General features: G+C 71.0%; 15 protein-coding genes. 5 read left to right on the top strand and 10 right to left on the bottom strand.

The annotated features are described in order from the left end of the window. Positions 1-83: 83 nt before the first annotated feature. Both WMF22_RS26690 and WMF22_RS26695 read left to right on the top strand, forming a co-directional pair. Positions 84-2066, top strand: coding sequence for a hypothetical protein (locus WMF22_RS26690; protein WP_438031612.1), 1983 nt, complete (start codon positions 84-86; stop codon positions 2064-2066). Positions 2067-2414: 348 nt separating this feature from the next. Then, complete coding sequence (locus WMF22_RS26695; RefSeq protein WP_438031613.1) at positions 2415-3698, top strand: DUF6688 family protein; 1284 nt, start codon at positions 2415-2417, stop codon at positions 3696-3698. Between the two features lie 394 nt (positions 3699-4092). On the opposite strand, the gene WMF22_RS26700 is transcribed toward WMF22_RS26695, so the two are convergent. Further along, positions 4093-5013, bottom strand: a complete 921-nt coding sequence (locus WMF22_RS26700) for a transposase (RefSeq protein WP_437292818.1) — start codon at positions 5011-5013, stop codon at positions 4093-4095. Between the two features lie 528 nt (positions 5014-5541). Between WMF22_RS26700 and WMF22_RS26705 the strand changes: the two genes are divergently transcribed. Then, complete coding sequence (locus tag WMF22_RS26705; RefSeq protein ID WP_438031614.1) at positions 5542-7710, top strand: DUF6055 domain-containing protein; 2169 nt, start codon at positions 5542-5544, stop codon at positions 7708-7710. Positions 7711-7717: 7 nt separating this feature from the next. Continuing rightward, positions 7718-8422, top strand: a complete 705-nt coding sequence (locus tag WMF22_RS26710) for a CTP synthase C-terminal region-related (seleno)protein (protein WP_438031615.1) — start codon at positions 7718-7720, stop codon at positions 8420-8422. A 185-nt stretch (positions 8423-8607) separates the two neighbouring features. On the opposite strand, the gene WMF22_RS26715 is transcribed toward WMF22_RS26710, so the two are convergent. The 7 genes from WMF22_RS26715 to WMF22_RS26745 all read right to left on the bottom strand — a co-directional run bounded on the left by WMF22_RS26715 (position 8608) and on the right by WMF22_RS26745 (position 19095). Next, positions 8608-10413 (bottom strand): hypothetical protein, encoded by a 1806-nt coding sequence (locus WMF22_RS26715; protein WP_438031616.1) that lies wholly within the window; start codon positions 10411-10413, stop codon positions 8608-8610. Next, positions 10410-10802: a DUF4150 domain-containing protein gene (locus WMF22_RS26720; RefSeq protein WP_012237562.1), complete on the bottom strand. Its 393-nt coding sequence runs from the start codon at positions 10800-10802 to the stop codon at positions 10410-10412. The genes WMF22_RS26715 and WMF22_RS26720 overlap by 4 nt, the downstream gene beginning before the upstream one ends. Positions 10803-10854: 52 nt before the next feature. After that, the gene (locus tag WMF22_RS26725) at positions 10855-11586 is read right to left on the bottom strand and encodes a DUF3540 domain-containing protein (RefSeq protein ID WP_438031617.1); all 732 of its coding nucleotides are present in this window, start codon (positions 11584-11586) and stop codon (positions 10855-10857) included. 221 nt (positions 11587-11807) lie between these two features. Continuing rightward, positions 11808-12881, bottom strand: a complete 1074-nt coding sequence (locus WMF22_RS26730; RefSeq protein ID WP_438031618.1) for a pentapeptide repeat-containing protein — start codon at positions 12879-12881, stop codon at positions 11808-11810. Next, positions 12878-15550, bottom strand: coding sequence for a DUF2169 domain-containing protein (locus WMF22_RS26735; protein WP_438031619.1), 2673 nt, complete (start codon positions 15548-15550; stop codon positions 12878-12880). Before WMF22_RS26735 ends, WMF22_RS26730 begins: the two co-directional genes overlap by 4 nt. Positions 15551-15556: 6 nt before the next feature. After that, positions 15557-17992: a type VI secretion system Vgr family protein gene (locus tag WMF22_RS26740; RefSeq protein ID WP_438031620.1), complete on the bottom strand. Its 2436-nt coding sequence runs from the start codon at positions 17990-17992 to the stop codon at positions 15557-15559. Positions 17993-18300: 308 nt separating this feature from the next. Further along, positions 18301-19095 carry an N-formylglutamate amidohydrolase gene (locus WMF22_RS26745; protein WP_438031621.1) on the bottom strand — a complete coding sequence of 265 codons (795 nt, stop codon included), beginning with the start codon at positions 19093-19095 and terminating at the stop codon, positions 18301-18303. Positions 19096-19165: 70 nt separating this feature from the next. Between WMF22_RS26745 and WMF22_RS26750 the strand changes: the two genes are divergently transcribed. Further along, complete coding sequence (locus tag WMF22_RS26750; RefSeq protein WP_438031622.1) at positions 19166-20308, top strand: hypothetical protein; 1143 nt, start codon at positions 19166-19168, stop codon at positions 20306-20308. A gap of 250 nt (positions 20309-20558) precedes the next feature. Here the strand turns inward: WMF22_RS26750 and WMF22_RS26755 are convergent, their stop codons facing one another. Further along, positions 20559-21383 (bottom strand): YbhB/YbcL family Raf kinase inhibitor-like protein, encoded by an 825-nt coding sequence (locus WMF22_RS26755; protein ID WP_438031623.1) that lies wholly within the window; start codon positions 21381-21383, stop codon positions 20559-20561. 286 nt (positions 21384-21669) lie between these two features. Continuing rightward, complete coding sequence (locus WMF22_RS26760) at positions 21670-22335, bottom strand: pectate lyase (RefSeq protein ID WP_437301611.1); 666 nt, start codon at positions 22333-22335, stop codon at positions 21670-21672. Positions 22336-22725 lie beyond the last annotated feature (390 nt).

A 22725-nucleotide genomic window follows, 5' to 3' on the forward strand; every position in this document is an offset into this window, starting at 1 on the left:
CCAGGCAGCGAGATTGTCGGGGGGCCCGCCTGGTGATCCTCGTCGGGGAGCCTGGTAAGGGTGGACCAGGAGACCCTCCCTGCATGACGGCTTCGCGGCTCGCGCTCCTCCCCCTCCCGCTTCTCGCCGCTTCGTGTGGTCCCGCCGCCGGGTCGGCCCCCGCGGCGCTCGCGCCGGCTTGGGTCGCCATCCCCGCGGCCCCGCTGGAAGCGCCCGCGCGCGCCGCGGGCGCGCCGGCCGTGGATCCCTCGGCCCCGCTGATATTGCCGATCGCCGCGGCCCCGCCGGCAACCTGGGTCGAGCCGCCCCTCGGAGAGAAGGAGCGGGCGAGGGCCGCTCGGGACCCGTTCCGCGAGCACAGCGAGATCGCCCTCGGCGAGCGCGTCGCGATCTTCGCGGCGAAGGGAGGCGGCGCCGATCCCGCGGGCGGGGCGTTCGCGGTCGACGAGAAGCTCGGCGTCGTCGGCCCATTGAAGCTGCCCGCTCGCTTCACCTGGGTTGGCGTCGCCGGACCGCAGGTCGACGCGCTCTATGCGGCCACGCCGGAGGGCGTGCTCCACCGCGCCGCCGGCGTCCGCGGTGCGCTGAGGCCGGACGGCTTCGAGCCGCGCGGCAGCGTGCCTGGTGCGACGACCTGGGACGCCGCCGGTACCCTCATCGCGGCCGCGGCGGGAGAGCGTGTCAGCGTCTCCGCCGACGAGGGCCGCAGCTTCACCTCAGCCGTCGTCGCGCCCGGCAAGCCGGTGCGCGCGGTGTTCGTGCGACCCGACGGCGTGCTCGCGGCCGTGGTCCAGGCGCCGGCGCGCGGCCAGCAGCCGGCGGCGCCAGACTCGTTCCTCTCGCTGGATCGCGGGAAAACCTGGAAGCGATCCGCGTTTCAGCCGCGCTCGATCGAGCGCGCGGGATCCTGGATCTGGAACGGCGATGCGAGCTGCCCCGCCGTGCTGAGCCGCGACGGCCAGGCGTGGACCAGGGCCGCTGCTGGCCTTTACGCCCGACCCACGTTGGGCATCGCGCTGCACCTCTCCCCCGCGATCCGCGCCATCGAGGCCGGCTCGTTCCGCTCGGCCGTCGCCCCGCCGGCGCCCGAGCCGCCCCCGCGCGGGGGCGCCGCGGTCGGGCGGGAGCCGCCGTGCAAGAGCGACGGCGGCGGCGTCGTGGGCGGTCTCGGACTCATGGGTGTGCTCGGCGCCTCGTGCGGAGGCGCGCTCTGTCTGCTCGAAAGCGCCACGCCGCTGCCACAGCCGACGCGCACACGGATCGCGACGTTCGGCGACGGGATCTGCGAACCGACGAGCGCGCGACCGCCCGGCAGCGCCTGCGCCGCGCACGTCACGCGGCCACCGACGTTCGCGGTCGTCGACCACATCGCGAGCACCGTGACGCCCGTCGCGGCGCCCGAGGGGTGCCCGCAACCGGTCGCGCTGCACAACGCGGCCGGCGTCGGCGTGCTGATCTGCCGCGGAGGCAGCGGGAGCGCGACCCTCTTCGTGCGGGGCGCGCAAGGTCCGTGGCACGCGGAGGGAAGCCAGGCGACCCCGGCCGAGGCCCTCAAGTGGATCGCCGCGGCACCGGATGGCACGCTGCTCCTGCTCCAGTCGGCGCCGCCCGCAGGCGCCCTGCAGCGCGAGCCGCTGCAGGCGCTCGTGCGAAGCCCGCTGCCGCTCGGCGCACCGCAAGCGTGGCGCCGGATCACGGCGCCGGACGGCGTCGCGGCGCTTCCCGCTCCCGGCGGCGCGGCGCTTCTCGCGAGCTCGCCCGCGGCCTCGGCCGGCAAACGCCTCGATGTGACGCTGGATCGCTTTGGGCAGCCGGCGCTCCCCCTGGCGCGCAACGTGGAGGTCGACCAGGACCTGACGCGGATGGAGATACGGGACGGGCAGGTGTGGTTCCGCGTGCGTCCAAATCCTGCGCCGGACGTCAAGGGAATGCCGGGGCCTCTGCCGCCCGAGCCGCGGGATCCGCGCTGGCACGTGCTGACCCACGGCGGCGAGCTCGTGCTGGAGACGTCCTCCGGGCCGACGCCTCCGACCGAGGGGCGCCCGCTCGACCCCGCGGGGCGCTAGCGCGGCGTCCGCGTCGCGACCCAACCACGTCGTGACCCAACCACGTCGTCGCGACCCAACCACCTCACGGGCGATCGTCACGGGCGATCGATGGCGATCGCCGTAGACGCCCCCCACCGCCGGAGCGGCCGCCCTTCGGCAGAGATTGCGGGGCGCAGACGGCGCTTTCGGTCCGGGCTCATGCCAGATCCCTTGGATCCTATCAGCATCCGTTCGACGCAACCGGGGTTCCCTGCGCGAGCAGCCAGCACGGCTCACTCTCCAACGTGCGACGTGGCTCGCGAAGGACGCGCGCTCCACCTCCCAGGATGGATCTCCTGAGACTGGAGCCGTTAGCATGGTGGATGCATGCCGCAGCAGTCACCGCCCGAGCCGCAGCAGCCACCGCCCGAGCCGCAGCAATCGCCGCCCGAGCAGCCCTTCTCGCTGACAGACGGCGCTCTCGCCGCGTTGGTGGCCACCGGCTACGGCGTTCCGGTGCTCGCAGCGCCGCTCTTCGGCGCGACGATGCTGGTCCAACTCGATGGCGCGATCTTCGTCGCCGGAGCACTCGGGCTGGCGGGTTGGATCGGCCTGACCGTGCGGACATACCACGCGATACGGCGCCGGGGGCGCGCCCCCTTCCAGGTGGCGGCCGAGGTGCTCACGCTGCTCCTCCTGCCCGCCTGGGGCCTGGCATACAGCCACGATGCCCCCGGGACGTGCGCCGTCCCGGCATGCGACGTCGGCACCACGGCGTTCCGGCCGCTCGCCGAGCCGGAAGTCCACGGCCTGATCGCGCTGCACGCCCTCACCGCGCTCGCCTATGTCGTGTCACGGCGCCGGAAAGAAGCGCTGCCTGGCCCTGCAGAGCTCGTCGTCCATGCAGCGCTGATCGTCGGAATCGCGCTCCACGTCCTGCTGGCGGTGCACTTCGGCCCCTGGGTGGCGGCCGGCCTGCTCGTGCCGCCGCTGCTCCTGCCGTGCGTCGCGCCAGTGTTCACGGTCGTCTTCTATTCCGCCGAGCTGCGCGCGCGCCTCCTGAGGCGGGGCGTCGAGGCCAGCGCGCCCGCTCCGTTGGCCGCTGCCGATCCCGCCTATCGCACAGGGCCGCCGCAAGTCCCGCTGCCGCCGCCGCCCGCGATTCACCGACCCACGTTGTGGCGCGCCCTCGCGGCTACCCCGCTGCTGCTCGGGGTTCACGCCGTCCTGCACGCGGCTTGGCTGGGACATCCGGCAGCCGCCCTCCAGGTCTTCACCCGCACGTGCGGGTACACGCTGTCGCAGCTCCCGATCGTGAAGCTGCCCGGTGATTGCCACTACTTATGCACCGTCGCTGCGCGCGGCCACGCCTGGCTTGTGCGCCCGATCCGGCTCGGACGGCGGGGCGGCACGCCGATCCTCGTCAATCGCCAGCTCGCCATCGCCAACGCCTTCGAGGATCTGCTGCACGAGCGCTGGCCGCGCTTCGGCCGCGCGGCGCGCCAGCTCTACGACCGAATGGGGCTGCCCGTGAGCCGATACATCGGCGCCGCTTGGGCCGCCGATGTCATCTATCTCGCGATGAAGCCGCTGGAGTGGGCGTTCTACCTGACGCTCCTTCTGCTCGACCCGCGCGCCCCCGAAGAGCGGATCGACCGTATGTACAGGTGAGAGCGACCCAGCGGCCCGACCCGCCCCACCCGACCGACCCAGGTTGAGCCATCATCGCGAAAGCGTACGCAAGAGGAAACTCGACCCGGGTGGTCGGCCACCGGATCTGCGCGCCCGCAATCTATGGGTTGCCCCGGGTTGATTCAATCACTTCGTCTCACCTATCGGCCCATAACCGTCCCGCTCTGTCAGTCAGAACCTATCTAACGTCACCATACCAATCGCCGCATACGCGCTCGATCCGGCATACCCCATTCTTGGGCCTACGCGCAGCACCAGACAAACGTTCCGCCCGCTCCGGCTTCTCCAGACGGACGTTCTCCACAACACGACAGCAACGCGTCGAACCCGCTCCCGCGCTTTTCGCATCGCTGAGAACGGCGCCATGCGGTATCTACACCACGAGTCTGAGGTCCATCACGCTGGCGCCGTGAAACGTGCGCATCCACCAGGTTCCCGCCGGGAACTCCACACCGCGTACCCCGGCGCGCCACCGTTCAAGCGCCGCGCGGTACGACGCACGAAACGCCCGCACCGCAGCACCAGCGATTCGCCGTACATCACCCTGCTCGCGACCAACCGCAAATGTCGGATTGCGTTCGCCCAGCGCCTCGAAGCTCGTGACGCGCTCGTACGGGGAGATCTTGCTGACTCGCTCAGCACCAAGGAAGCGACGCCCTTGCCGCTGGAGCGCCGCATGGGCCAGCGCCTCCTGTTCTTCGAGCGCGGCGGCGACCAAGTGCCGAAAGTCATCGATGCCATCCTGCTCGACCGCCGGTGGCAGCGCGAGAGGCAGCATCACTTCCTCGGGCCACTGTGGATTTTCCGGGTCAAGATACGCCACAGGACGCGCCGCACGCAGCACGCCGCAGCCGAGCTCTCTCACATCGACTTTCGCTCCGGGCCACTCACGCGCATGCCGGACGAGGCCTGCGGCCACAGGGTTCGCGAGCACGTAGGCGATCTTCTCCACGACAGCAGCGCGCGTCAGGAGGCGCACAACGCTCGTGGCTTCGTGGTCCCATACCGGCCCTTCCCACGCGCGAAGCACCTTGGTCCCGAGCGCCACAATGCGATGAAAGAACTGCAAGAAACGCGGCAGGACGCCATTCACGTCGGTCACGACCAGGTGCAGATGCGTTGACATCGCGCAGAACGCGTGTACCTCGATCCCGAAGCGACCAGCCGAGACCGCGAGGGCGTAGACCAAGAGCTGGGTGATCGCTGCGTCGGGGCGCAAGAGCAGGTGCCGACGCAAGACGCGACGGGTGATCATATAGGTAGCGCCGGGCGAGATCTCGCGGGGGTGGCTCATGGCCCGTGCATATCAACAAACGCTGTGCCAGAGATTGTAGTCAATCATTTCAAGCACTTGCCACGCCCCCGCGGGTGGCGATCACTGCGCCAGAGGTGGCGGCCGCCATGCCGTCTTCCACCGCGAATGTTATATTCACCACATCTAGACATCGCAGCCCATCCCCCGCCACCTCCACCAACCTCTCCCCTCCCTCCCTTCAACCCAACATAGGTTAAGATTTAGGAGCAAATGTAAGTCGTGTCTTGGGACGACCTGCGTCGAGTCTCCGACCTGGGTCCGGTCTGCGGGTCCAACCTGGGTCAGGTCTCACCTGGGTCAGGTCTCAACCTGGGTCGGTCTGTGGTCACCCTGGGTCAGGTCTCAACCTGGGTCAGCTGTGTTGTGTTGGATGGGTCAGCGTCAGGTCTGGATGGGTCTGGTCTGGATGTGGATGAGGTCGGATCTGGATCGGTCCAACCTGGGTCGGGTCTCACCCCGGCCTTGTTTTCTTTTGCATGGAGAGCGCGCTCCGAACGAGAATACAGCATGCTCGACCCAGCTTATGACTCATCCGCGCTACACAAACACGCAGCCGGGGAGAGCTTCACTTACACATGCCGCACCCTCGCGGGCGTTCGTCGCGCGACTCGCACATTGTTCCAGCAGCTTCTCGTGAACGGCTCGACGCTCGCTGTCGCCGCGATCCTCGCTGCGTGCGGTCCGGCGCCGGAGGAACCTGCTCCGGGATCGGGGTCCGGCGGCGGCACGACGGCGACCTCAGGCGCAGCCGGCACCGGCAGCACCGGCAGCACCGGCAGCACCGGCAGCGCCGGCGGCGCCGGCGCTACCGGCAGCACCGCCGACTCGACGGCCGAGGCGGCGGGAACCGGCGGCTCGACCGGGGCTGCAGGCGGCAACCCCGGTGCCTGCGAGCAGGGCACGACGAGCACGGCGTGGGCGACGAGCTGCCAGACCACGGCGGCCAGCTGCACGGCAGGCACCTGGAGGGCGCCGCGCGACGGCGGCGAGACGCGCGCGCCGCTGCGCCACGAGTCGGCGCACTTCGCCTTCTACTGGCCCGAGGGGACGGACATCAACCTGAGCCAGGCGGAGGAGGCGGCGGACACGCTCGAGAGCATCTGGAGCGCGTACTTCGGCAGCCCCATCTTCTTCCCCGAGCCGTACTGCAAATCAGCGGAAAAATGGAAGGCCGCGGTCCATTTCGACAACAGCTTCCCGCTCTGGGGCGGCGGGTGGAGCCGCAACGGCATCAATTACATGGGGATGTGGATCGGCCCCGACGCCGCACGCGACCCGTGGGGGCTCGCCCATGAGTTCATGCACGGCGTGCAGTCGACGACGCAGGCGTTCCCTGATTGCGGCGGCGACGGCTGCTGGGTCTTCGAGAGCCACGCGAACTGGATGCCGCATCAGATATGGCGGGACAACGTGCACTGCTCGGACATGCTGCCGAACATGCCGCACCTCTACTACGGCAACACCCGCAACCGCTATTGCAACTGGCAGTTCTTCGAGTTCCTGAAGGACAAGCACTGCTACAGCGCGGTCAACGACATGTGGGCCCACGAGGCGCCGCGCGGCCAGGGCGACCCATGGCAGAAGCTCATGCTGAGCCGTGGCTGGGACATCGAGCGGCTCAACGACGAGTTCGGCGAGTGGGCGATGCACAACATCACCTGGGACTACAAGGACCCTCCGCCCACGGACGGAGGCGATCCCTCCGGCGTGTATCGACGGAAATACGGCTCGATCGAGGCCGACATGACGTCGAACGGCCGCACCGATCGCCGGCTTCGTCTCACGCGGCTCGAGGCGCTCGACGCGGACTGGGCGCAGAATCGCCGCTTCGTCTCGCCGTATCACTGGGCGCCGCAGCGCTGGGGTTACAACGTCGTGCGCCTGCACCCGAAATCGGACGCGACCAGCGTGCGCGTCGTGTTCCGGGGCGTGACGCAGGCCGGCGCCGACTCCGGCTGGCGCTGGGGCCTCGTCGCGACGGACCCGGAGCTGACCACATCGCGCTACAGCCCTCTGCAGCGGGGGAGCGACGGCGAGATGGACTTCTGCGTCAGCCCCGGCGAGAACGTCTACTTGGTCGTGGTCGCGACGCCGACCGAATACCAGAAGCTGGTCTGGACGAAGCCCTCGGACGGGCCGGCGTACCCGTCGATCTACCGCTATCCGTACATGGTGGAGCTCGATGGAGCGTGGCCCGCCGGGTTTCAGGACGGTCAGCTCGATGCGTGTCCGCGGGGCACGGCGAGACACACGAACGGCGGGGGCTGCGCGCCCGCGGGCACGCCGTCGAGCGTCCACGTCGGTCCTTACGCGACCATCCTCGGCGGAGAGGTGAGCGGCGACGTCCGCGTCGAGGATCATGCGACCATCGTCAACGGCGTGATCTCCGGCGGCCGTGTCGGCGCGCTCAGCCTGGTCGGGCAACGCGGCTCGGGCATCCAGGCGCGCGGGTTCAGCGTGAGCGGCTCGGCGAACGTGCAGACCACCTTCTATCCGCTCGGCTGGTTCGGCGATCGCCAGTCCGTCTCCGGGACAGCAACGCTGCTCGGGGATGTCGAGTTCGTCGCCACGTCGAAATCGAGCAACACGTTCTACGGGTTCGTCCCCGACGACTGGGCGGGCGTCTCGACGGTCACCGAGGTGACGGTCGCACCGCCGTACACCTGGCGGCGTTGAGGCCACGATGCAGACGATGCTTCATGTTGGGCTCATCGGTGACCGCGACGACGCCGTGACGGCCCACCGGGCCATCCCGGTGGCGCTGCGGCTGGCGGGAGAGGCGCTATCCGCGCCGCTCTCCTTTGACTGGGTGCCGACCGAGGAGGTGACCGACGCCTCGCGGGTGGCTCGTTATGACGCCCTGTGGTGCGTTCCGGCGAGCCCGTACCGGAGCATGGATGGCGCGCTGCGCGCGATCCGCTTCGCCCGCGAGCAGCGGCGCCCGTTCCTCGGCACCTGCGGGGGCTTCCAGCACGCGGTCGTCGAGTACGCGCGCCATGTGCTGGGCTGGTCGGACGCCGAGCACGCGGAGACCGCGCCAGAGGCGCAGCGCGCGGTGATCGCGCCGCTCGCGTGCTCGCTGGTCGAGGCCACCGGCAAGATCCGCTTCAACGCCGGAACCCGCATCGCGCGGGCCTACGGCCGCCCTGAGGCCACGGAAGGGTATCGGTGCCGCTACGGCCTGAACCCGGAGTTCCAGGCCGCGCTGGTCTCGGGCCCGCTGCGCATCGGAGCCGAGGACGACGCCGGCGACGTGCGCGCCGTGGAGCTCGACGGCCATCCGTTCTTCGTCGCCACGCTGTTCCAGCCGGAGCGCGCCGCGCTCGCCGGTCGGCTGCCGCCGCTCGTGGCCGAGCTCATCCGAGCCTGCTCGAGCGCCGCCGGCTGAACGCTGGCGCCGGCACACCGTTCAACGAAGGAAAAATCCACCAGAGCGTCACCGGCGCCGAGATCTGGATCTCTTCCTGGCGTCCGGCGCCTTGTGGTTTCGAACCTCGGTCGGCTTCAGCGTACCGGTGCGGCTGCTGCTCCACGAGGTGTTCCTGCGAGGCGCTGCGCGTGCGGCGCCGGCGTTCAGCGCGATTGCAGGAAGTACCTGCGCGCGGCCTCGCAGAGCTCGGGCCAGCGCTGGGCAAGCGCGGGATCTGCGGCGAAGCGGCCTGCCCAGAAGGCGTCGAGGGCGGCGCGCGCCGCGGGGGTCGGCACCCCGTAGCGTGCGTTCGTGCTCTCCACGTAGGCGGGGTACAGCTCGCACGCGACGACGAGGCCGGCGTACTGGTTGAGCGTGAGCGAGGGTGGCGGGCGCACGCTGAGCGGGTCGCTCACGCTCGCGGGGGCCGGCGTGGAGGCGGGCGGGACACTCGGCGTGGCGACGGGCAGCGCGCCCGACGCGGAGGCCGGCAGCGCGCTCGGCGTGGCGACCAGCGGCGCGCTCGGCGCGGCGGCCGGCGGCGCGCTCGGCGTGGCGACCGGCAGCGAGCTCGCCGTGGCAGCGGCCTGCGCGCTCGACGCAGCGACCGGCAGCGGGCTCGCCGTGGCAGCGGCCTGCGCGCTCGACGCAGCGACCGGCAGCGGGCTCGCCGTGGCAGCGGCCTGCGCGCTCGGCGTGGCCGCAACGGAATGACGCTCGTCGTGGAGCGGCACCGCCGGGGAGTGGTGCGCGGGCGCCGGACCAGGCTCGCGCACCGGCTGTCCATCGGGGCTGGCGACGGGCTGAAACGGCAGCGCCGAGTCGAAACGAGCGACGGACGGCCGAGGGCGCTCTTCGGAGGCCACCGGGATGAAGGGCAGCGCGGAGTCGATGACCCGCGGCGTATCGGGGAACGTCTTGCTCAGAGGCTTCGACTCCGCGCCGCTCACCGGCGGGTCCGTCCGAGGAACCGACGCAGGCGCGGGAACAGGCACGATCGCGGGCTGGGTGACGGATTGGGGGGCGGGTGTGGACGCGGGTGCCGGGGCGGGCTCGGGCTCGGGCGCGGCCACCGGTGCAGGCGCGGCCACCGGTGCGGGCGCGGCCACCGGTGCGGGCGCGGCCACCGGTGCGGGCGCGGCCACCGGTGCGGGCACGGCCACCGGTGCGGGCGCGGCCACCGGTGCGGGCACGGCCACCGGTGCGGGCACGGTCACAGGTACCGCCATCGGTGTCGGCGCGGATACCGCCATCGGTGCGGGCACACCGAGCGGCGCCGGCCCTGGCACCACCGTTGACCCCAGCACCGCCATCGGCGCGGGCATCGGCTCCGCCGTCGGCGCTGCCGCCGGCACGAAGGGCAGCCCCCCGCCCAGGCGAGACAGCGGCCCATGCGCCTCGACCAGCGCCGGCGCGCTCGTCGTCGCGGTGACCTCCTCCGCTTCGTACTTCGCCGCGCTCGGCGGCACGAAGGGCAGCCCTCCGCCCAGGCGAGACAGCGGCCCCTGCGCCTCGACCAGCGCCGGCGCGCCCGTCGTCGCGGCGGCCTCCTCCGCCGCGCGCTGCGCCGCCGCCTCGTCCGCCGCGCGCTGCGCCGCGGCCCGCTTCGCCTCCGCCAGCCGCTCGTCGAGCGCCCCGTGCGCGTCCTTGAGCACGGCCAGCGCCTCGGCGCTCTCGCCCTCCGGACCGAGGACGCGGCCGATCGCCAGGAGCATCTCTCGCGCGGCGCGCAGCGCCGCCTCGTCCGCCGCGCGGCCAGGCAGGTGCCGCCTGGCGAACGCGTTGAGCTCGTCGTCCTCGCATCGAGCGAGATCCGCGAGCCGGGCCGCCACGCGGCGCCGATCCGGATCGGCGCTGCTGCCCGTCGGCCTGCGCATCGCCGCCTCGAGCTTCGCGAGCGCCTCGGTCAGCGCGCTCTTCTCCGGCGCCGTCCCTGAATCCGTGGCCGACCCCTTGCTCGCGCTCCTCACGGCGCGAGCACGAGGACGGTGGTGACGCTCGGTACGATGGCCATGCCCGGAGCGTTCGTGCTGTTCTGGATCGAGATGCTCGTCAGGCGCGTCATGGGCGCGCAGCCGACGATGACCGTGAAGGCCGCGGTCACGTTGCGCGACGGGCCCATCACCATCCCGGAGGCGACGCCGAGCGCGACGCCCGGGTTGTCCCCCATCGTGAGCGGCGCGACCGTCAGCATGTTGTGCGCCGGCGCGCACGTGACGAGCACGTTCGGCACGAAGAGCACGCTCATCGGATGGAGCGAGATGTTCGGGTACGGGATCGGCACCGGGGCCGGCGTCGGGGTCAGGCACACGTCCGGGAACGCCAGGCACATCCCCCCTGCGGTCGTCTTCGCGAGCATCGCTTCACCCCTCGTCGTTGCTGGCGCCCGCGGCCCCGCGCGGCGCGCCCCTTCAGCCGATCTTGACCTGCTCGCCGTCGAGCTTCGCGAGCGTCCGCGCGGCGACGATCGTGTTCTCCCCGCGCACCGCCGCGAGGCCCTCCGCGCGGAGATCGAAGACGCCCGCGCGCACCTGCTCGAGCGCCTCGACGAAGCGGAACGCCTGCTTCGCGCGCTGGACGAGCCGATCCGCGCGCGCCTCCATGCGCTCGGCGACGACGACGGCCTTCTGGAAGTGCGCCTCGAGCGACCGGCCGACGAGCCCGATCTCCTCGATCGCCGCCGCCGCCGCCTGCGCGCGGACCTGGAGCTTGCCCGCGAACAGCCCGACCTCCCTGGCGGCGGCGATCTCGATCTGGTCGCCAGCGCCGAGGCCGAGCCGCCCCGTCGCCTGCACCTTCATATCGCCCTCGGCGACGATCCGCGTCGTCGCGCCCGCCTCGCCCTCCAGCACCGCGAGGACGAAGACCTGCTCGCCGTCCACCGCGCAGAGCACCCGATCCCCCGCGTCCGGCGCGACGAGGCAGCTCTTCGCGCGCCGCGCCGCGACCGGCCCGCCGCCGAGCTCGACCACGAGCCCCGACGCCGTGCCCCGGACGACGCCCGTCTCCAGCGACGGCACGCGTCGCGGCGAGGGCGAGGGCGAGCGCTCGATCGCCGGCAGATCCACCGCGGCCAGGAGGTCGTCCTGCGCGCTGTCGTCGTGTGCCACCGTCAGGGGCTCGCGGGCCGCCATGCTCTGCATCTCGGGTCTCCTCGGCCTGGATCCGCCCGGTCAGGACGTGCGCGCCGCAACGCTAGTTTCAACCATTTCACGGCAGGAATCAATGAAGTTCGTGGAACGCGGCGTCGTCCCGAGTCTCACGGGTCGCGGCCGCAGTCTTGTGTCTCGTGTCGCGTGGTTCCGCACGGCTTCGTGGTTCCGCACAACTTCGTGGTTCCGCACGGCCCGCGCAGCAGGCACGGTCACGCGCGCTGCCCATCACGCTCGCCGCCGCGGCGCGGCTTCCAGTCCTCGAGCGCGGCGAGCTTCTCGTCGTCGCCGAGCCAGCCTGCGCCCGCCGGCACCTTCGCCCCGTCGCGGCGAGCGCGGTGCAGCTTGGTGCGGAACATCGCCGCCTGCGTGAAGTCCGCGCCCGAGAGGTCGCAGTGCGAGAGGTCCGCGTACGCGAGCTTCGCGCCGACGAAGCGCGCGCCGGCGCACGACGCGAAGGCGAGGTACGCCTCGACGAGCTCCGCCCCCGAGAAGTCGGCCTCGGCGAGCGCGGCCCGCTCGAAGATGGCGTTCTGCAGCTTCGCCCGCGGAAACCGCGCCTTCGCCGCGTTCGCATCGCCAAAGAGCGCCTGCGTCAGGACCGCATCGGAGAAGTCGCAGTCGGACACGTCGACCCCGGTGAAGTTGCACTGCGTCGCGTCGCAGCCCGCGAAGCTCGAGCCAGCGACGCTGCCGCGCATGAACTGCGTGCGGAACAGCTTCGTCCCCTGGAACGCCCGCGCGCCAAGCGCCGTCTCGACCAGCGTCGTGAGCGTCAGGTTCGCGCCGTCGAGCAGCGCGGTGCGCAGGTCGAGCTTGTACAGCGTCGCCTTCTCGAGGTTCGCGCGGGAGAAGTTCGCGCCGCCGGCCTTGACCTCGACGAGGTTCGCCCGGTCGAGGTTCGCCCCCTCGAACGAGGCGCGCTCGAGCGAGCATGTCGCCCACGTCGCGACGGGCGCCTCCGCGCCCGACAGCGCCGCGCCCTCGAACGTCGACTCGATGAAGCTCACGCCGACGAGCCTCGCCCCCGAGAGCGTCGCCCCGTCGAGGCGGCTCCGGAAGAACGTCGTCAGGTGAAGGTCCACGCCCGCCGCGTCCACGCCCGACAAGTCGCACTCCGAGAACGTCGACTCCTTGACGAGCGCGCCCCGCATCGCGCGCGGCATGCGGACCCGGTCGAACACCGCGCCCGAGAGATCCGCGCCCGTCAGGTCGAGCCCGGAGATGTCCACGGCCTGGATCGGGTCCCCGTGGCGGACCTTGTCGAGCACCTCGTCGCGGTTCATGTCGCGCCTCCAGGAGCCGGCGCCGCCTGCCGGTCGAACCGGGTGAACTCGACGCTCGCCTCGGCGAACGTCGTCCGGTTGTCGCCGCGCGCGCGGCTGAAATCGGCCCGGCAGAGCTGCGCGCCCGTGAAGTCGGCCCCCGCCAGGCGCGATTTCGAGAGGATCGCCTCCGTCAGGTTGCACCCGCGGAGCGACGCGCGGTCGAGGTTCGTCCGGATCAAGAGGGCGTTCTTCATGACGGCGCGGTCGAAGGTCGCGCCCGTCGCGTCCGCCTCGGAGAGATCGGTCATCGTCATCTGGGCTCGATCGAAGCGCGCGCCGCGCAGGTCCGTCGTCCGGAAGCAGGTCTTGTCGAGCACGGCGTCGCGGAAGTCGGCCTCCGGCAGGCCGCTCTTGTGGACGGCGACCCCCTCGGAGAAGCGCGCCCCCGCGAAGCGCGCCTTCGCCCCGGTGCAGCTCATCAGCGACGTCTTGTGCAGCCGAGCGCCCGAGAAGTCCGCGCCGTCGAGCGAGCACTCGAGCAGCATCGCCCGCTCGAGGTTCGCCCCGGCGAGGTTCGCCCCGGCGAAGCTCGTCTGGAGGAACGAGCAGAGCGAGAGATCCGCGCCCGAGAGATCCACGCCGCCCCAGCTCACCTGGAGGGCGTCGGCGCGCTCGAGCTTCGCCCGCTTCAGGCTCGCCCCGGCGAGCCTCGCGCCCATCAGCACGGCCTCGGTCAGATCGGCGTCGTCGAACACCGCGCCCTCCAGGTTCGCCTTGCCCAGGTTCGCGCCCCGGAGCCGCGCGCCCGTGAGGTTCGCCCCCGAGAGGTCGGCCTTCGCGAGCACCGCGCCCTCGAGCACCGCGCCCGAGAGGTCGCAGCCGCGCAGGTCGGCCCCCTCCAGGAACGCGCGCGCGAAGCGCATCCCCCGCAGGTCGACCCCGCGGAAGTCCGCGCCGGTGAGGTCGCGCTCGTCGAGCGGCTCGCCCGCCTCGCGCGCGGCGTCGACGACGACGCGCGCCATCTGCGAGGCCTCGGCGGTCATCGGCAGGGCCGCGGACCTCAGGTGCGCCGAGCCGCGGTAGCCCTCGCGCGCCGCCTGCTCGAGGCGGAGCAGCTGCTCGGGGAAGCCTGGATCCGCGAGCATCGCCTCCAGCTCGAGGTTCGGCACGCCGCCGAGGCGCGCCGCCTCGGCCAGCTCCGCGTACTGCTGGAGCTGCGCCTTGGCCGAGAAGCGCGGCGGGCCGCCCGGCGGCTCCTCCCCGGTCTGGCCGCGACGGAGCGCCTCCTCGGACACGTCCATCTCGGCGGCCTGCGCCTTCATGCGCTCCTCGGCCTCCTTCTTCAGGCGCTCGGCCCTCTCCTTCTCCTCCTCCATCTTCCGCGACGCCGCGTCGAGGTACGTCACCAGCGCGTCGAGATCGTCGACCGGCGGAGGCGCTTCCTCCTCCGGCAGCGGCGCGTCGAGGCCGAAGCGGGCCGGGTCGATGCCGTCCGCGAGCAGCTCCTCGCGGCGGCGCTCGCGCTCCCGCTCCGCGCCGCGCCGCAGGTTCTGCGTGGCGAGGTTCTCGCTCTTGAGCCACTGCACCATCTCGATCCCGGCGACGTTCGCGGCGACGCCCGACTCGCGCGGCGGCATGAGATCGCTGTCGCTGAGGGACGCGATCGAGCCCCGGTCCTTGTCGATCCGCCGGGCGAGCGCCTCGCGGTAGTGCTCGATCGGCCGGGGGCGGCCGATCTCCTCGCAGGCGACGACGAGGTCGACGATCTCCCCGGCGTCGTCGTCGGCCACGGGCATCGAGCCGTGGAAGATCACGACGCCGAGGTTGGCCGAGGGGAAGAGCCACACCGTGTCGCAGCGGACGGGCAGCTCCAGGAACGCCTCCCCGCTCGCGTCGCGGCGGGTGACGAGCACGCGCGCGGCGAGGCCGGGGAGCGCGCCCTCGATGCGCGGCCGCGTCGGGTGCATGTTCTCCACGAGGAACGCCTCGTCGCCGCGGAGCGGCTCGGCGATCCATTGATCGCTCGGCGCGACGTTGAAGAAGGCGGGATCGACGTCGGGCGGCAGGCCGGGCGCCCACTTCTCGGCGTAGTCGGCGCCGTACGTCCCCGCGCGGGCGCGGCGCTGGGCGAACGTCACGTCCATCGCGAGGAAGGACGCCGGGCCTGGCCGGTCGCCGGGCGAGCGGATCAGCGCGCCGTAGTGCTCCACGTTCGGCAGCGGCCGGACGCGCTGCCCGCCGCGCTCGACCTCCTCGATCCCCTTCCCGTACGGGTTCGCCGCGTCCTTCGGCCCGCCGAGCGCGCGCGCCCAGTCGATGGGCATCTCCGAGAACGGCTCCGGCTCCGTGAAGCCGTGGCCGCTCCAGTGCCGGTCGCCCAGCACGGCCAGGCGCTTGTCGACGGAGCCGAGCCGCGTGCGGACGAACGACGCGCCGACGCGGCGGCCCTCCGGGGCGTAGCACCGGCCCGCGACGAGCAGCTCGCCGCGCGCCTTCGTGATGCCGTCGTCGAGCGGGATGCTCCCGAGCGCCGCCGTCGCGGCCTGCCAGAACGACATCTCATCGACGAGCGCGCGCGGCGCGTCGAGGGGGAACGCCATCATGGCGCCCACGTGGAACCTGAGGCGCCGCGCGACCTCGACGACGCGCGTGAGCGCCGGGACCTTGAGGGGTTTGACGACTCGCATCTGCGCTCAGATCTTCGTGAAGGCGCTGTTCCACGCGATGAGCCCCGCGAGGGTCAGGGCGACCGCCTGATGCTTCAGGTAGGTGCCGAACTGATCCATCTTGGCGCCGACGGCCTTCTTATCGAACGCGGCGAAGTCGAGCTTGATCAACGACGTCTCGAGCTTGAGCAAGTAGGCCTGCTGGGCGAGCGCGGCGTGGTCCGTCTTGATGACGCCGGTCGCCCCCTTGTAGAAGTAGAGCTCGTGCTTGTTCGGGGTGAGGTCGAACGTCAGCCCGAGCACCTCCCACTTCAGGTTGGTGGCCGTGATCTTCGCGTTGGGCGCCTTGATCAGGAAGTTCGTGTCGGACTTCAGGTCGACGTCGCCGCCGAAGTGGCCTTTCCAGGTGGTGGCGACCTCCGTCTTCCAGCTCTTGTAGTCGTCGAAGTTCTCGGCCGTGACCTTGTGCATCCACGGCCCGGTCACCGTCGACGAGCCCTCCGGCTCGATCGTCTGCTCGAAGACGCCGTGGACGTCGTGCTTCATCCCGCCGCTCGTGATGGTCAGCTCCATCCCGTCGGTGATCGTCTGCTTCATGCCGCCGGCTTCCACGGTGTCCACGCGGCCCGTCTTGATCGTGGTCGTGCGCGTCGCGTAGTACGTCTCCTCCGCCGCGCCGGTGACCTGGAGCGTGTACGTCGCGCCGACGCCCGCCCAGAGGTTGCCCACGACCATGCTGAACTTGTCGCCGCTGACGTTCTCCCAGGAGTCGCCGCCGATCCATGAGCCCCCGTCCCCACACGTCGTCTCCAGGTAGCTGAACGTGACGTCGACGAGGCTGCTGCCGGCGATGGCCGGGTCGGCGTTCTCGGGGGACAGGAACGTGCCGGTCTGCGTGTCGCCGTCGCCCGTGTAGACCGAGCCGTGGTTGCCGCTCGGCGTCCCCATGTAGATGCCGGTGCGGTTGTTCGGCGTGTGGAGGAAGATGAACTCCTTGCCCTGCTCGTCCTCGAGCACGAGCTGGTTGCCGCTCCCGGTCCGGATGATGTTCTGGCTGAGGTTGCGCTCCGCGACGACGCTCGGCCGGTGCGCGTTGGGCACGACGCCGGCGATGAAGGGCCGGTCCGGGTCGCCGCCGAGGAAGGCGATCATCACCTCGGTGCCCTTGCGCAGCGGGAAATGGAAGCCCTCCGTCGTCCCGCCGTGCGGCTGCATCATGCGCACCCGCGTCGAGATGCGCGCGTCGGGCAGGCCGCTCGTGTCGAACTCGAAGCGCACGAGGTAGCGGCCGTCGGCGTCGATCTGCGCGTACTGGCTGTCGGCGGGGCCGCAGACGATCGCGTTCTCGAACCCGTAGATGCGCGGCCACTGCGTCGCCTGCGGCGCGCGGAACTGCACGTCGGCCGGGATCGCCAGCAGCTTGATCGCGTAGATGTCCCTGGCCGAGAGCCCCGTCAGCCGCGCGACCTCGGGCGTGATCCCGGCGATCGACGCGCTGTGCTGCACCTCGAGCGCGAGCCACTGGTCGACGATGTCGGCGGGCTGATCGTCCAGCGAGAACCGGTACCCCGCCCGCGGCCCGAGCGCGTCGCCGCTCCCGCGCAGGGTCACCTCGCGGCAGCCGATCGACTGCGCGCGCACCTGCGCCAGGCGCTCGGCGTCGCTCTGCACGAAGACGCGGAAGCCGTACTCGCGGATCGCGCCCACCCCGTTCGCGGTGATGCTGCTCTCGCCCTTCACCGACGCGGACGGGTTCGAGTAGTTGTAGTCGGCGATGGTGACCGTCTTCGGCAGCCACTGCACGTTCTGCTCGATCTGGTGCAGGCCCGGCGGCGCGGTCACGTCGTCGCCGAAGAGCGGGACGTAGCGCACGACCCCGCCGCCCGGGAAGTCGTCGTGCAGCCCGCGATCGTCGACGATGACGAGCACCTCGCCGGGCCCGTCCTCCGGGTGCTCGAAGAAGTAGTAGAGGCCCTCGCGCTCCAGCCACCGGTGAAAGAACGCGAGGTGCGTCTCGCGGTACTGCGCGACGAACTCCTCGACCGGGTAGTCGCCGTCGTTGATCGAGAAGCGGAAGTCGCCGCCCGCGAGCCCGCCGTTCTGGAGCGTCGCGGAGAGGAACTCCTTGACGGGCTGGTTCGTGAAGACGTGGCTGCGCCAGAAGTGGCGCAGGAACCAGAGCTTCGGCACGAGCAGCGCCTGGTACAGCGCCCGGTCCGCGTTCTGGTGCAAGAGGCGGACGCTCGCGATGACGCCGTGCACGACGAGCGGGTCCTTCCCGTCGCCGCGGCTCGCGCGCACAGTCGCCCGCTCGCCCACCGCCTTGCGCACGTCGGTGCTCGTCGGGACGGAGAAGAAGAGCTCGAACTCGTACGGCTGCGAGACGTGCTCGGTACCGCGGAAACCGATGAAAGCAACGCTGGCGAGTGCCGAGCACGAGAGCGAGAAACCGTCTGGGCGCATGGAGAGCCTCCCCATCCCTGGCCTGGTGTTGAGGGCGGAATCTCCGTGCATCGCGTCGCGGCGTCAACGTCTGCATGCGCCACGAGCGTGCTGTGGAACAGCGGATCCGGTAGTGGGACGAGCGCGCACCTGTGCGACGTTCGCCGAGCAGCGCGGGCCAGATGGCGCGCGCCTGCCGAGGTCGTTGCGCGCGCGAATCGCGCCTTCACCGCGCGTGCGCCGCGTACCGTGTGTGCCCTGCGCGCGTACCGTGTGCGCGCTGCGACCGTACCGTGTGCGCGCTGCGACCGTACCGTGTGCGTGCCGCGTTATCGCGCGGCTGCACTCGCGAGCGCGGCGATGACGCTGCGGGTGAAGCCGCGAAGGCGAGCGACGTCGTCGTGGCGAAGGGCGAGGGTGCGCGCGTCGCAGTAGAGCCTGCGGGCGATCTCGATCTGGAGCGCGTGGATCCCTTCGTCGCGGCGCGCGTGCCGCTCGAGCGCGTGGCCGCCGAGGAACGGATCGTCGAGCGCGAGCGAGAGGCCGTGCGCCAGCGCGACCTCGGCGACCGCGTCGCGCGCCCAGCTCGCCGCGCTCTCGCCGCGCCGGGTCCCGAGCACGACGTCGGCCGCGCCCGGGAACATGACGTCGGGGTACGTGTGGCCGGAGACGAGGATCGCGACGCCGCGGCGCGCGCGCGCGTCGGCGAGGCGCGCGGCGACCTCCGCGTGGTACGGCTCGAACACGTCGCGGACGCGGCGCTCGACCTCCGCGCGGGGTGGCGGGCTCTCGAGCCACTGCTCGCCGCTCGCGGAGCGCCGCCGCACCTCCCGCAGCCCGTAGGGGAGCTTGTCCTCGTAGGGCGTGGGCACGCGCGGGGCCGTGTTGAGGTCGATGACGAAGCGGCTCGCCGTCGCCACGACGAGCGCGGCGCCCTCGAGCGTGACGTCGCCGAAGAGCGCGTCCGCCGCGACGTCCGCGTCGGCCGCGAGGGCGCGCTCCGGCACGCGCGTGAAGCGCGCCGCGAGCTCGTCCACGACGAGGCTCGCGTGCGGGACCTCGACGACGATCGGCCCCGCCGTTTCAGGCTCGTGGACGCGGAAGGGAGGCGGCGTGGCAGGCATCGTTCCTCCGGAAGGTAGGCGCGCCGGGTTTTTCGCACGGGCGCGCCGGTTTGCGCTCTCATGTCGGGCCATGGAACCCCGGATCTGGCTGCTCGTGAGCCGATACCACCTCGACGCCGGGCTGTCGTCGCTCCTGGTGGACGGCGTCGCGACGGCCTGCTTGCTCGTCCTCGCGGCGCTCGCGCTCCGGCTCTCGCGCCGGCAGCGCCGCGCCGCCGCGCAGGCCGAGGCCTCGTTCACGCCCGGCGCCGCGCTCGCGCCCGGCGAGGCCGTCGTCGTCGGCACCGTCGAGCGGGAGCAAGGCGCGGACGTGGCGGTGCGCGTCGAGGTCGAGCAGAAAGGGTCCGAGTCCGAGACCTCCGGGGTCTGGACCCACCAGTGGGCCGAGACCGGCCGCAAGGTCCGTGTCCACTCTTTCTATCTCCGCCACGCGTCCGGCGCGCGCATCCGGGTCGAGCCGGGCGAGGACGTGCAGCTCGTCGACGCGCTCGACGGCATGATCCGGGTCGATCTCACCCGGCGCGTCCGCGTGGCCGAGCTCATCCCCGGCGAGCGGGTCTTCGCGATAGGCGAGCTCCGGCGCGCGCCCGATCCCGAGGCGCAAGCCCAAGGGTACCGCGAGCAGGCGCAGGGATACCTGCTCGCGCCTCCGCGCGGGGGGCGCATGCTCCTCTCGTCCGAGCCGCTCGGCGAGCGGTTCGCGCGCAGGGCGGCGTTCCACAAGCGGTGGGCCATCACCGCGACCGTCGCGTCGCTCGCGTTCAACATGGCGTTCGCGGCTTTCCATGCGCGCCGCTGGCTGGGCGAGACGGTGGACGTCCGGGTGACGCAGCTCCAGGAGAAGGAGGACGGCGACCACACCCGCTTCGAGGTCACGATGCGGGGCGAGGGCGGCGCCTTCTCCGACGAGGTGTCCCACCGCGCATTCGCCAGGCTCCGCGAGGGCGAGACGGTGAAGGCGCGTCATGTCCCCTCGTGGAGCTCAGCCAGCGCGATCGGCCCCGGCGTGACGGCCCACTCCGCGGCCTACGCCGCCTTGCCGCTCCTCGGCGTCATCGCGCTCGCCTACCTCGCTCGCGCGCAGGCCACACGGCCCTGGTACGAGAAGAAGGTGATCGACCAGGGGAGCGGCAAGCTGGCAGAGAGCCTGTCTTCCACGCGGCAGGCCCCGAAGCGTCCGGATGGCCGCCGCCGGAAGCCCACGTCTGGATGACGGACGGATCGAGTCGGCAGGCGCTGCGCGTCCAACGACGGTCACCGAGACAGCACACCTGCGACCCCGGGGTCAGGCTGTAGAGCCGACGGATCCCCTCATTTCGTTGGCATTCTGGGGAGAGAAACTTGAACAGGGAGGCGTCGAGACAGGGAGGTTCGCGAGATTCTACTCCCCGACTCTCCGCCTCCCTGTGAATCTCCTCGAAACATTCGAGAGGATGCTTCAGACCGAGAAAGCGGCTACCGCTTCATCGAGTCGAGAAGGCGTTGGACGTGCCGGTGAGCTTCGCGCTGCCCAGGTTCTTCGCCTCGAGCTTGGTCTCCGCGTCCCTCACTGCAGCCGTGCCGGTCCCCGTGATCGTGATCGACTCCTCGGCGAGCGCGTAGATCGTGAACTCGTAGGTGTCGGTCTTCGTGCCGCTGCTGGAGCCGAAATTGGGGCAAGGCCCGAGGTAGTTCGAGTTCTGCATGGCGCGGAGCTGCGTCGCGTCCGCCTGCTTGAACCCCTCGGGCAGCGAGGTGGTGGTGGCAGGAATGTTGTACAGAACCCAGTGGTAGCCGTTGGGCTGCGACGGCGTCGCGTGCGCCAGGGTGACATCGATGAAGGTGATGGCGTAGCTCTTCGTGCCCGCAGGCCCCGGGGTCCAGTGGAGCTCCGGCATGACGCTGTTCTGGAAGCCGGCGGTCTGGCAGGTGTACTTGTCGGCGAACTTGGCGCCTTCCTCGTGATTGGTGCTCGCGAGCGCGAACTCCTCGGAGGGCGCGCCGCCGCTCCCTCCGGAGCCGCCCTCTCCGCTCCCGCCGACTCCCGTCGCGCCACCCTCTCCGCTGCCCCCGACCCCCGACGTCGTGGTGGTCGTGGGGTCGCCGCCGCTCGAGCTCGAGCTCGAGCTGTCGGCGCTGCTGCTGCTGTTGCTGTTGCTGGCGCTCTGGGAGCTGGTGCTCGCCGCGGTGCTCCCGCCGTTCCCGGACTCATCGGGATCGCCGCTCGAGCAGTTCAGTATGGCGAACGGCAGGGCCGCGAAGGCGAGGTATCGAGCGCTACGTGTGAGCCTATCCGTGATGGTACGCATTGGCGCATGATGCCACACCGGCGTTCCTATCGCGATGACAGTCGCTTCTCCCCTTGCGACAAAGATCCGCAATTTAGCGGTACATTTCCCGGAACAGTGAGTGATCGAAGAATGTGAACGTTGACATGAGCGCGCCCTGCGCGAGACATCGCTCCAGGTCTCTCGCCTGCTCGCCAGAGAGGAAGAGGCGGAGCGGAGGGCCCTTGACCCTTGACACCGCGCAAGAGCGGGCAGGAGCGCCCGCGAGGACGCTCCTGCCCTGGCGGAAATGTGCAGAACCGCTGGGTCAATATTGCGTGTTGTTGGACGTCGTGATCTTCGAGGAGCTCACGCCCATGAAGAGCGCCTTGCCGATGCCGCTGTAGCGGGTGTTCGTCATCGTCACGCTGCTGCTGCTGCTGTCCGTCCTGAAGATGGACTCCTTCATCTTCGAGATGTCGCACCGGTCGATGAAGACGTCGACCTTGAAGTCGGTCCCCCCGTTCTGCCGGATGAACTTGCCGGCGTTCTGCGCCGTGAAATTCGACACCTTGAAGGTGCTGGCCGCGTTGATCTGGAACACCTTGTCGTCGCCGTTCTTCGCGGAGCCGCCGTTCAGCACCACGGTGCCGGACTTCTTGACCGTCAGGGCGTCTTCGCCGATGTCCTCCCAGACGATGTTCTCGAGCGTGACGTTGCCGTACGTGTGAATGCCGTCGGCCGCCGGCGCGCCGAGGACCACGTTCTTCAGCTTCGCGCCGTCCTCGAGCTTGAACACCGGCTTCTGGCCCTCGGCCTGGCTGCCGTCCCCGAGCGTGTTCTTGTCGGCGATGTACCGCTTGCCGCCGCCGTCGAACGTCTCGCCCGCCTTCACGATGATCGTCGAGCTGACGACGCCGCCGTTGCCCGCCGTGGTGGTGCCGCCGCCCGAGCTGCCGCCGCCCGAGCTCCCGCCAGAGTCGCCGCCGCCCACCGGCACGAGCTCGATGTAGTCGACCTTCAGGTCATACCCCGACGACGAGGAGCTCCTGCCCTTGCACGTGAGCGCGAACTCGACATTGCCAGAGAGCGATTTCTCCCCGAGCGTCGCTGTCGTCCAGCTGTCACCGGTGGAGGAGCCATAAGCGTCGAAGGACTTCACCGACGATCCCTTCACGGCGAGCTCGTATTTGCCGTACACGTTCCGCTTGGCGTAACGAAGGACGATCTTGTATGTGCCTGACGCGACCGACGCGGAGAACTTGAAGGTGTCCCCGCTCTGGTTGGCGCGGAGCTTCACGTTGTCCGCGTTGTCTTCGATCCTGTCGCCCGACGAGATGGACCAGCTCTGGTTCTCGGCCTCGATCCTGACGGCGCTGAGCGC

This window comes from Sorangium sp. So ce204, assembly GCF_051526795.1.
Lineage (GTDB): Bacteria > Myxococcota_A > Polyangia > Polyangiales > Polyangiaceae > Sorangium > Sorangium cellulosum_B.

Excerpts from the sequence above, each read along its gene's own strand:
- WMF22_RS26690 (WP_438031612.1), top strand. The coding sequence starts at position 84 with ATGACGGCTTCGCGGCTCGCGCTCCTCCCCCTCCCGCTTCTCGCCGCT.
- WMF22_RS26695 (WP_438031613.1), top strand. The coding sequence starts at position 2,415 with ATGCCGCAGCAGTCACCGCCCGAGCCGCAGCAGCCACCGCCCGAGCCG.
- WMF22_RS26700 (WP_437292818.1), bottom strand. The coding sequence starts at position 5,013 with ATGAGCCACCCCCGCGAGATCTCGCCCGGCGCTACCTATATGATCACC.
- WMF22_RS26705 (WP_438031614.1), top strand. The coding sequence starts at position 5,542 with ATGCTCGACCCAGCTTATGACTCATCCGCGCTACACAAACACGCAGCC.
- WMF22_RS26710 (WP_438031615.1), top strand. The coding sequence starts at position 7,718 with ATGCAGACGATGCTTCATGTTGGGCTCATCGGTGACCGCGACGACGCC.
- WMF22_RS26720 (WP_012237562.1), bottom strand. The coding sequence starts at position 10,802 with ATGCTCGCGAAGACGACCGCAGGGGGGATGTGCCTGGCGTTCCCGGAC.
- WMF22_RS26725 (WP_438031617.1), bottom strand. The coding sequence starts at position 11,586 with ATGCAGAGCATGGCGGCCCGCGAGCCCCTGACGGTGGCACACGACGAC.
- WMF22_RS26730 (WP_438031618.1), bottom strand. The coding sequence starts at position 12,881 with ATGAACCGCGACGAGGTGCTCGACAAGGTCCGCCACGGGGACCCGATC.
- WMF22_RS26735 (WP_438031619.1), bottom strand. The coding sequence starts at position 15,550 with ATGCGAGTCGTCAAACCCCTCAAGGTCCCGGCGCTCACGCGCGTCGTC.
- WMF22_RS26740 (WP_438031620.1), bottom strand. The coding sequence starts at position 17,992 with ATGCGCCCAGACGGTTTCTCGCTCTCGTGCTCGGCACTCGCCAGCGTT.
- WMF22_RS26745 (WP_438031621.1), bottom strand. The coding sequence starts at position 19,095 with ATGCCTGCCACGCCGCCTCCCTTCCGCGTCCACGAGCCTGAAACGGCG.
- WMF22_RS26750 (WP_438031622.1), top strand. The coding sequence starts at position 19,166 with ATGGAACCCCGGATCTGGCTGCTCGTGAGCCGATACCACCTCGACGCC.
- WMF22_RS26755 (WP_438031623.1), bottom strand. The coding sequence starts at position 21,383 with ATGCGTACCATCACGGATAGGCTCACACGTAGCGCTCGATACCTCGCC.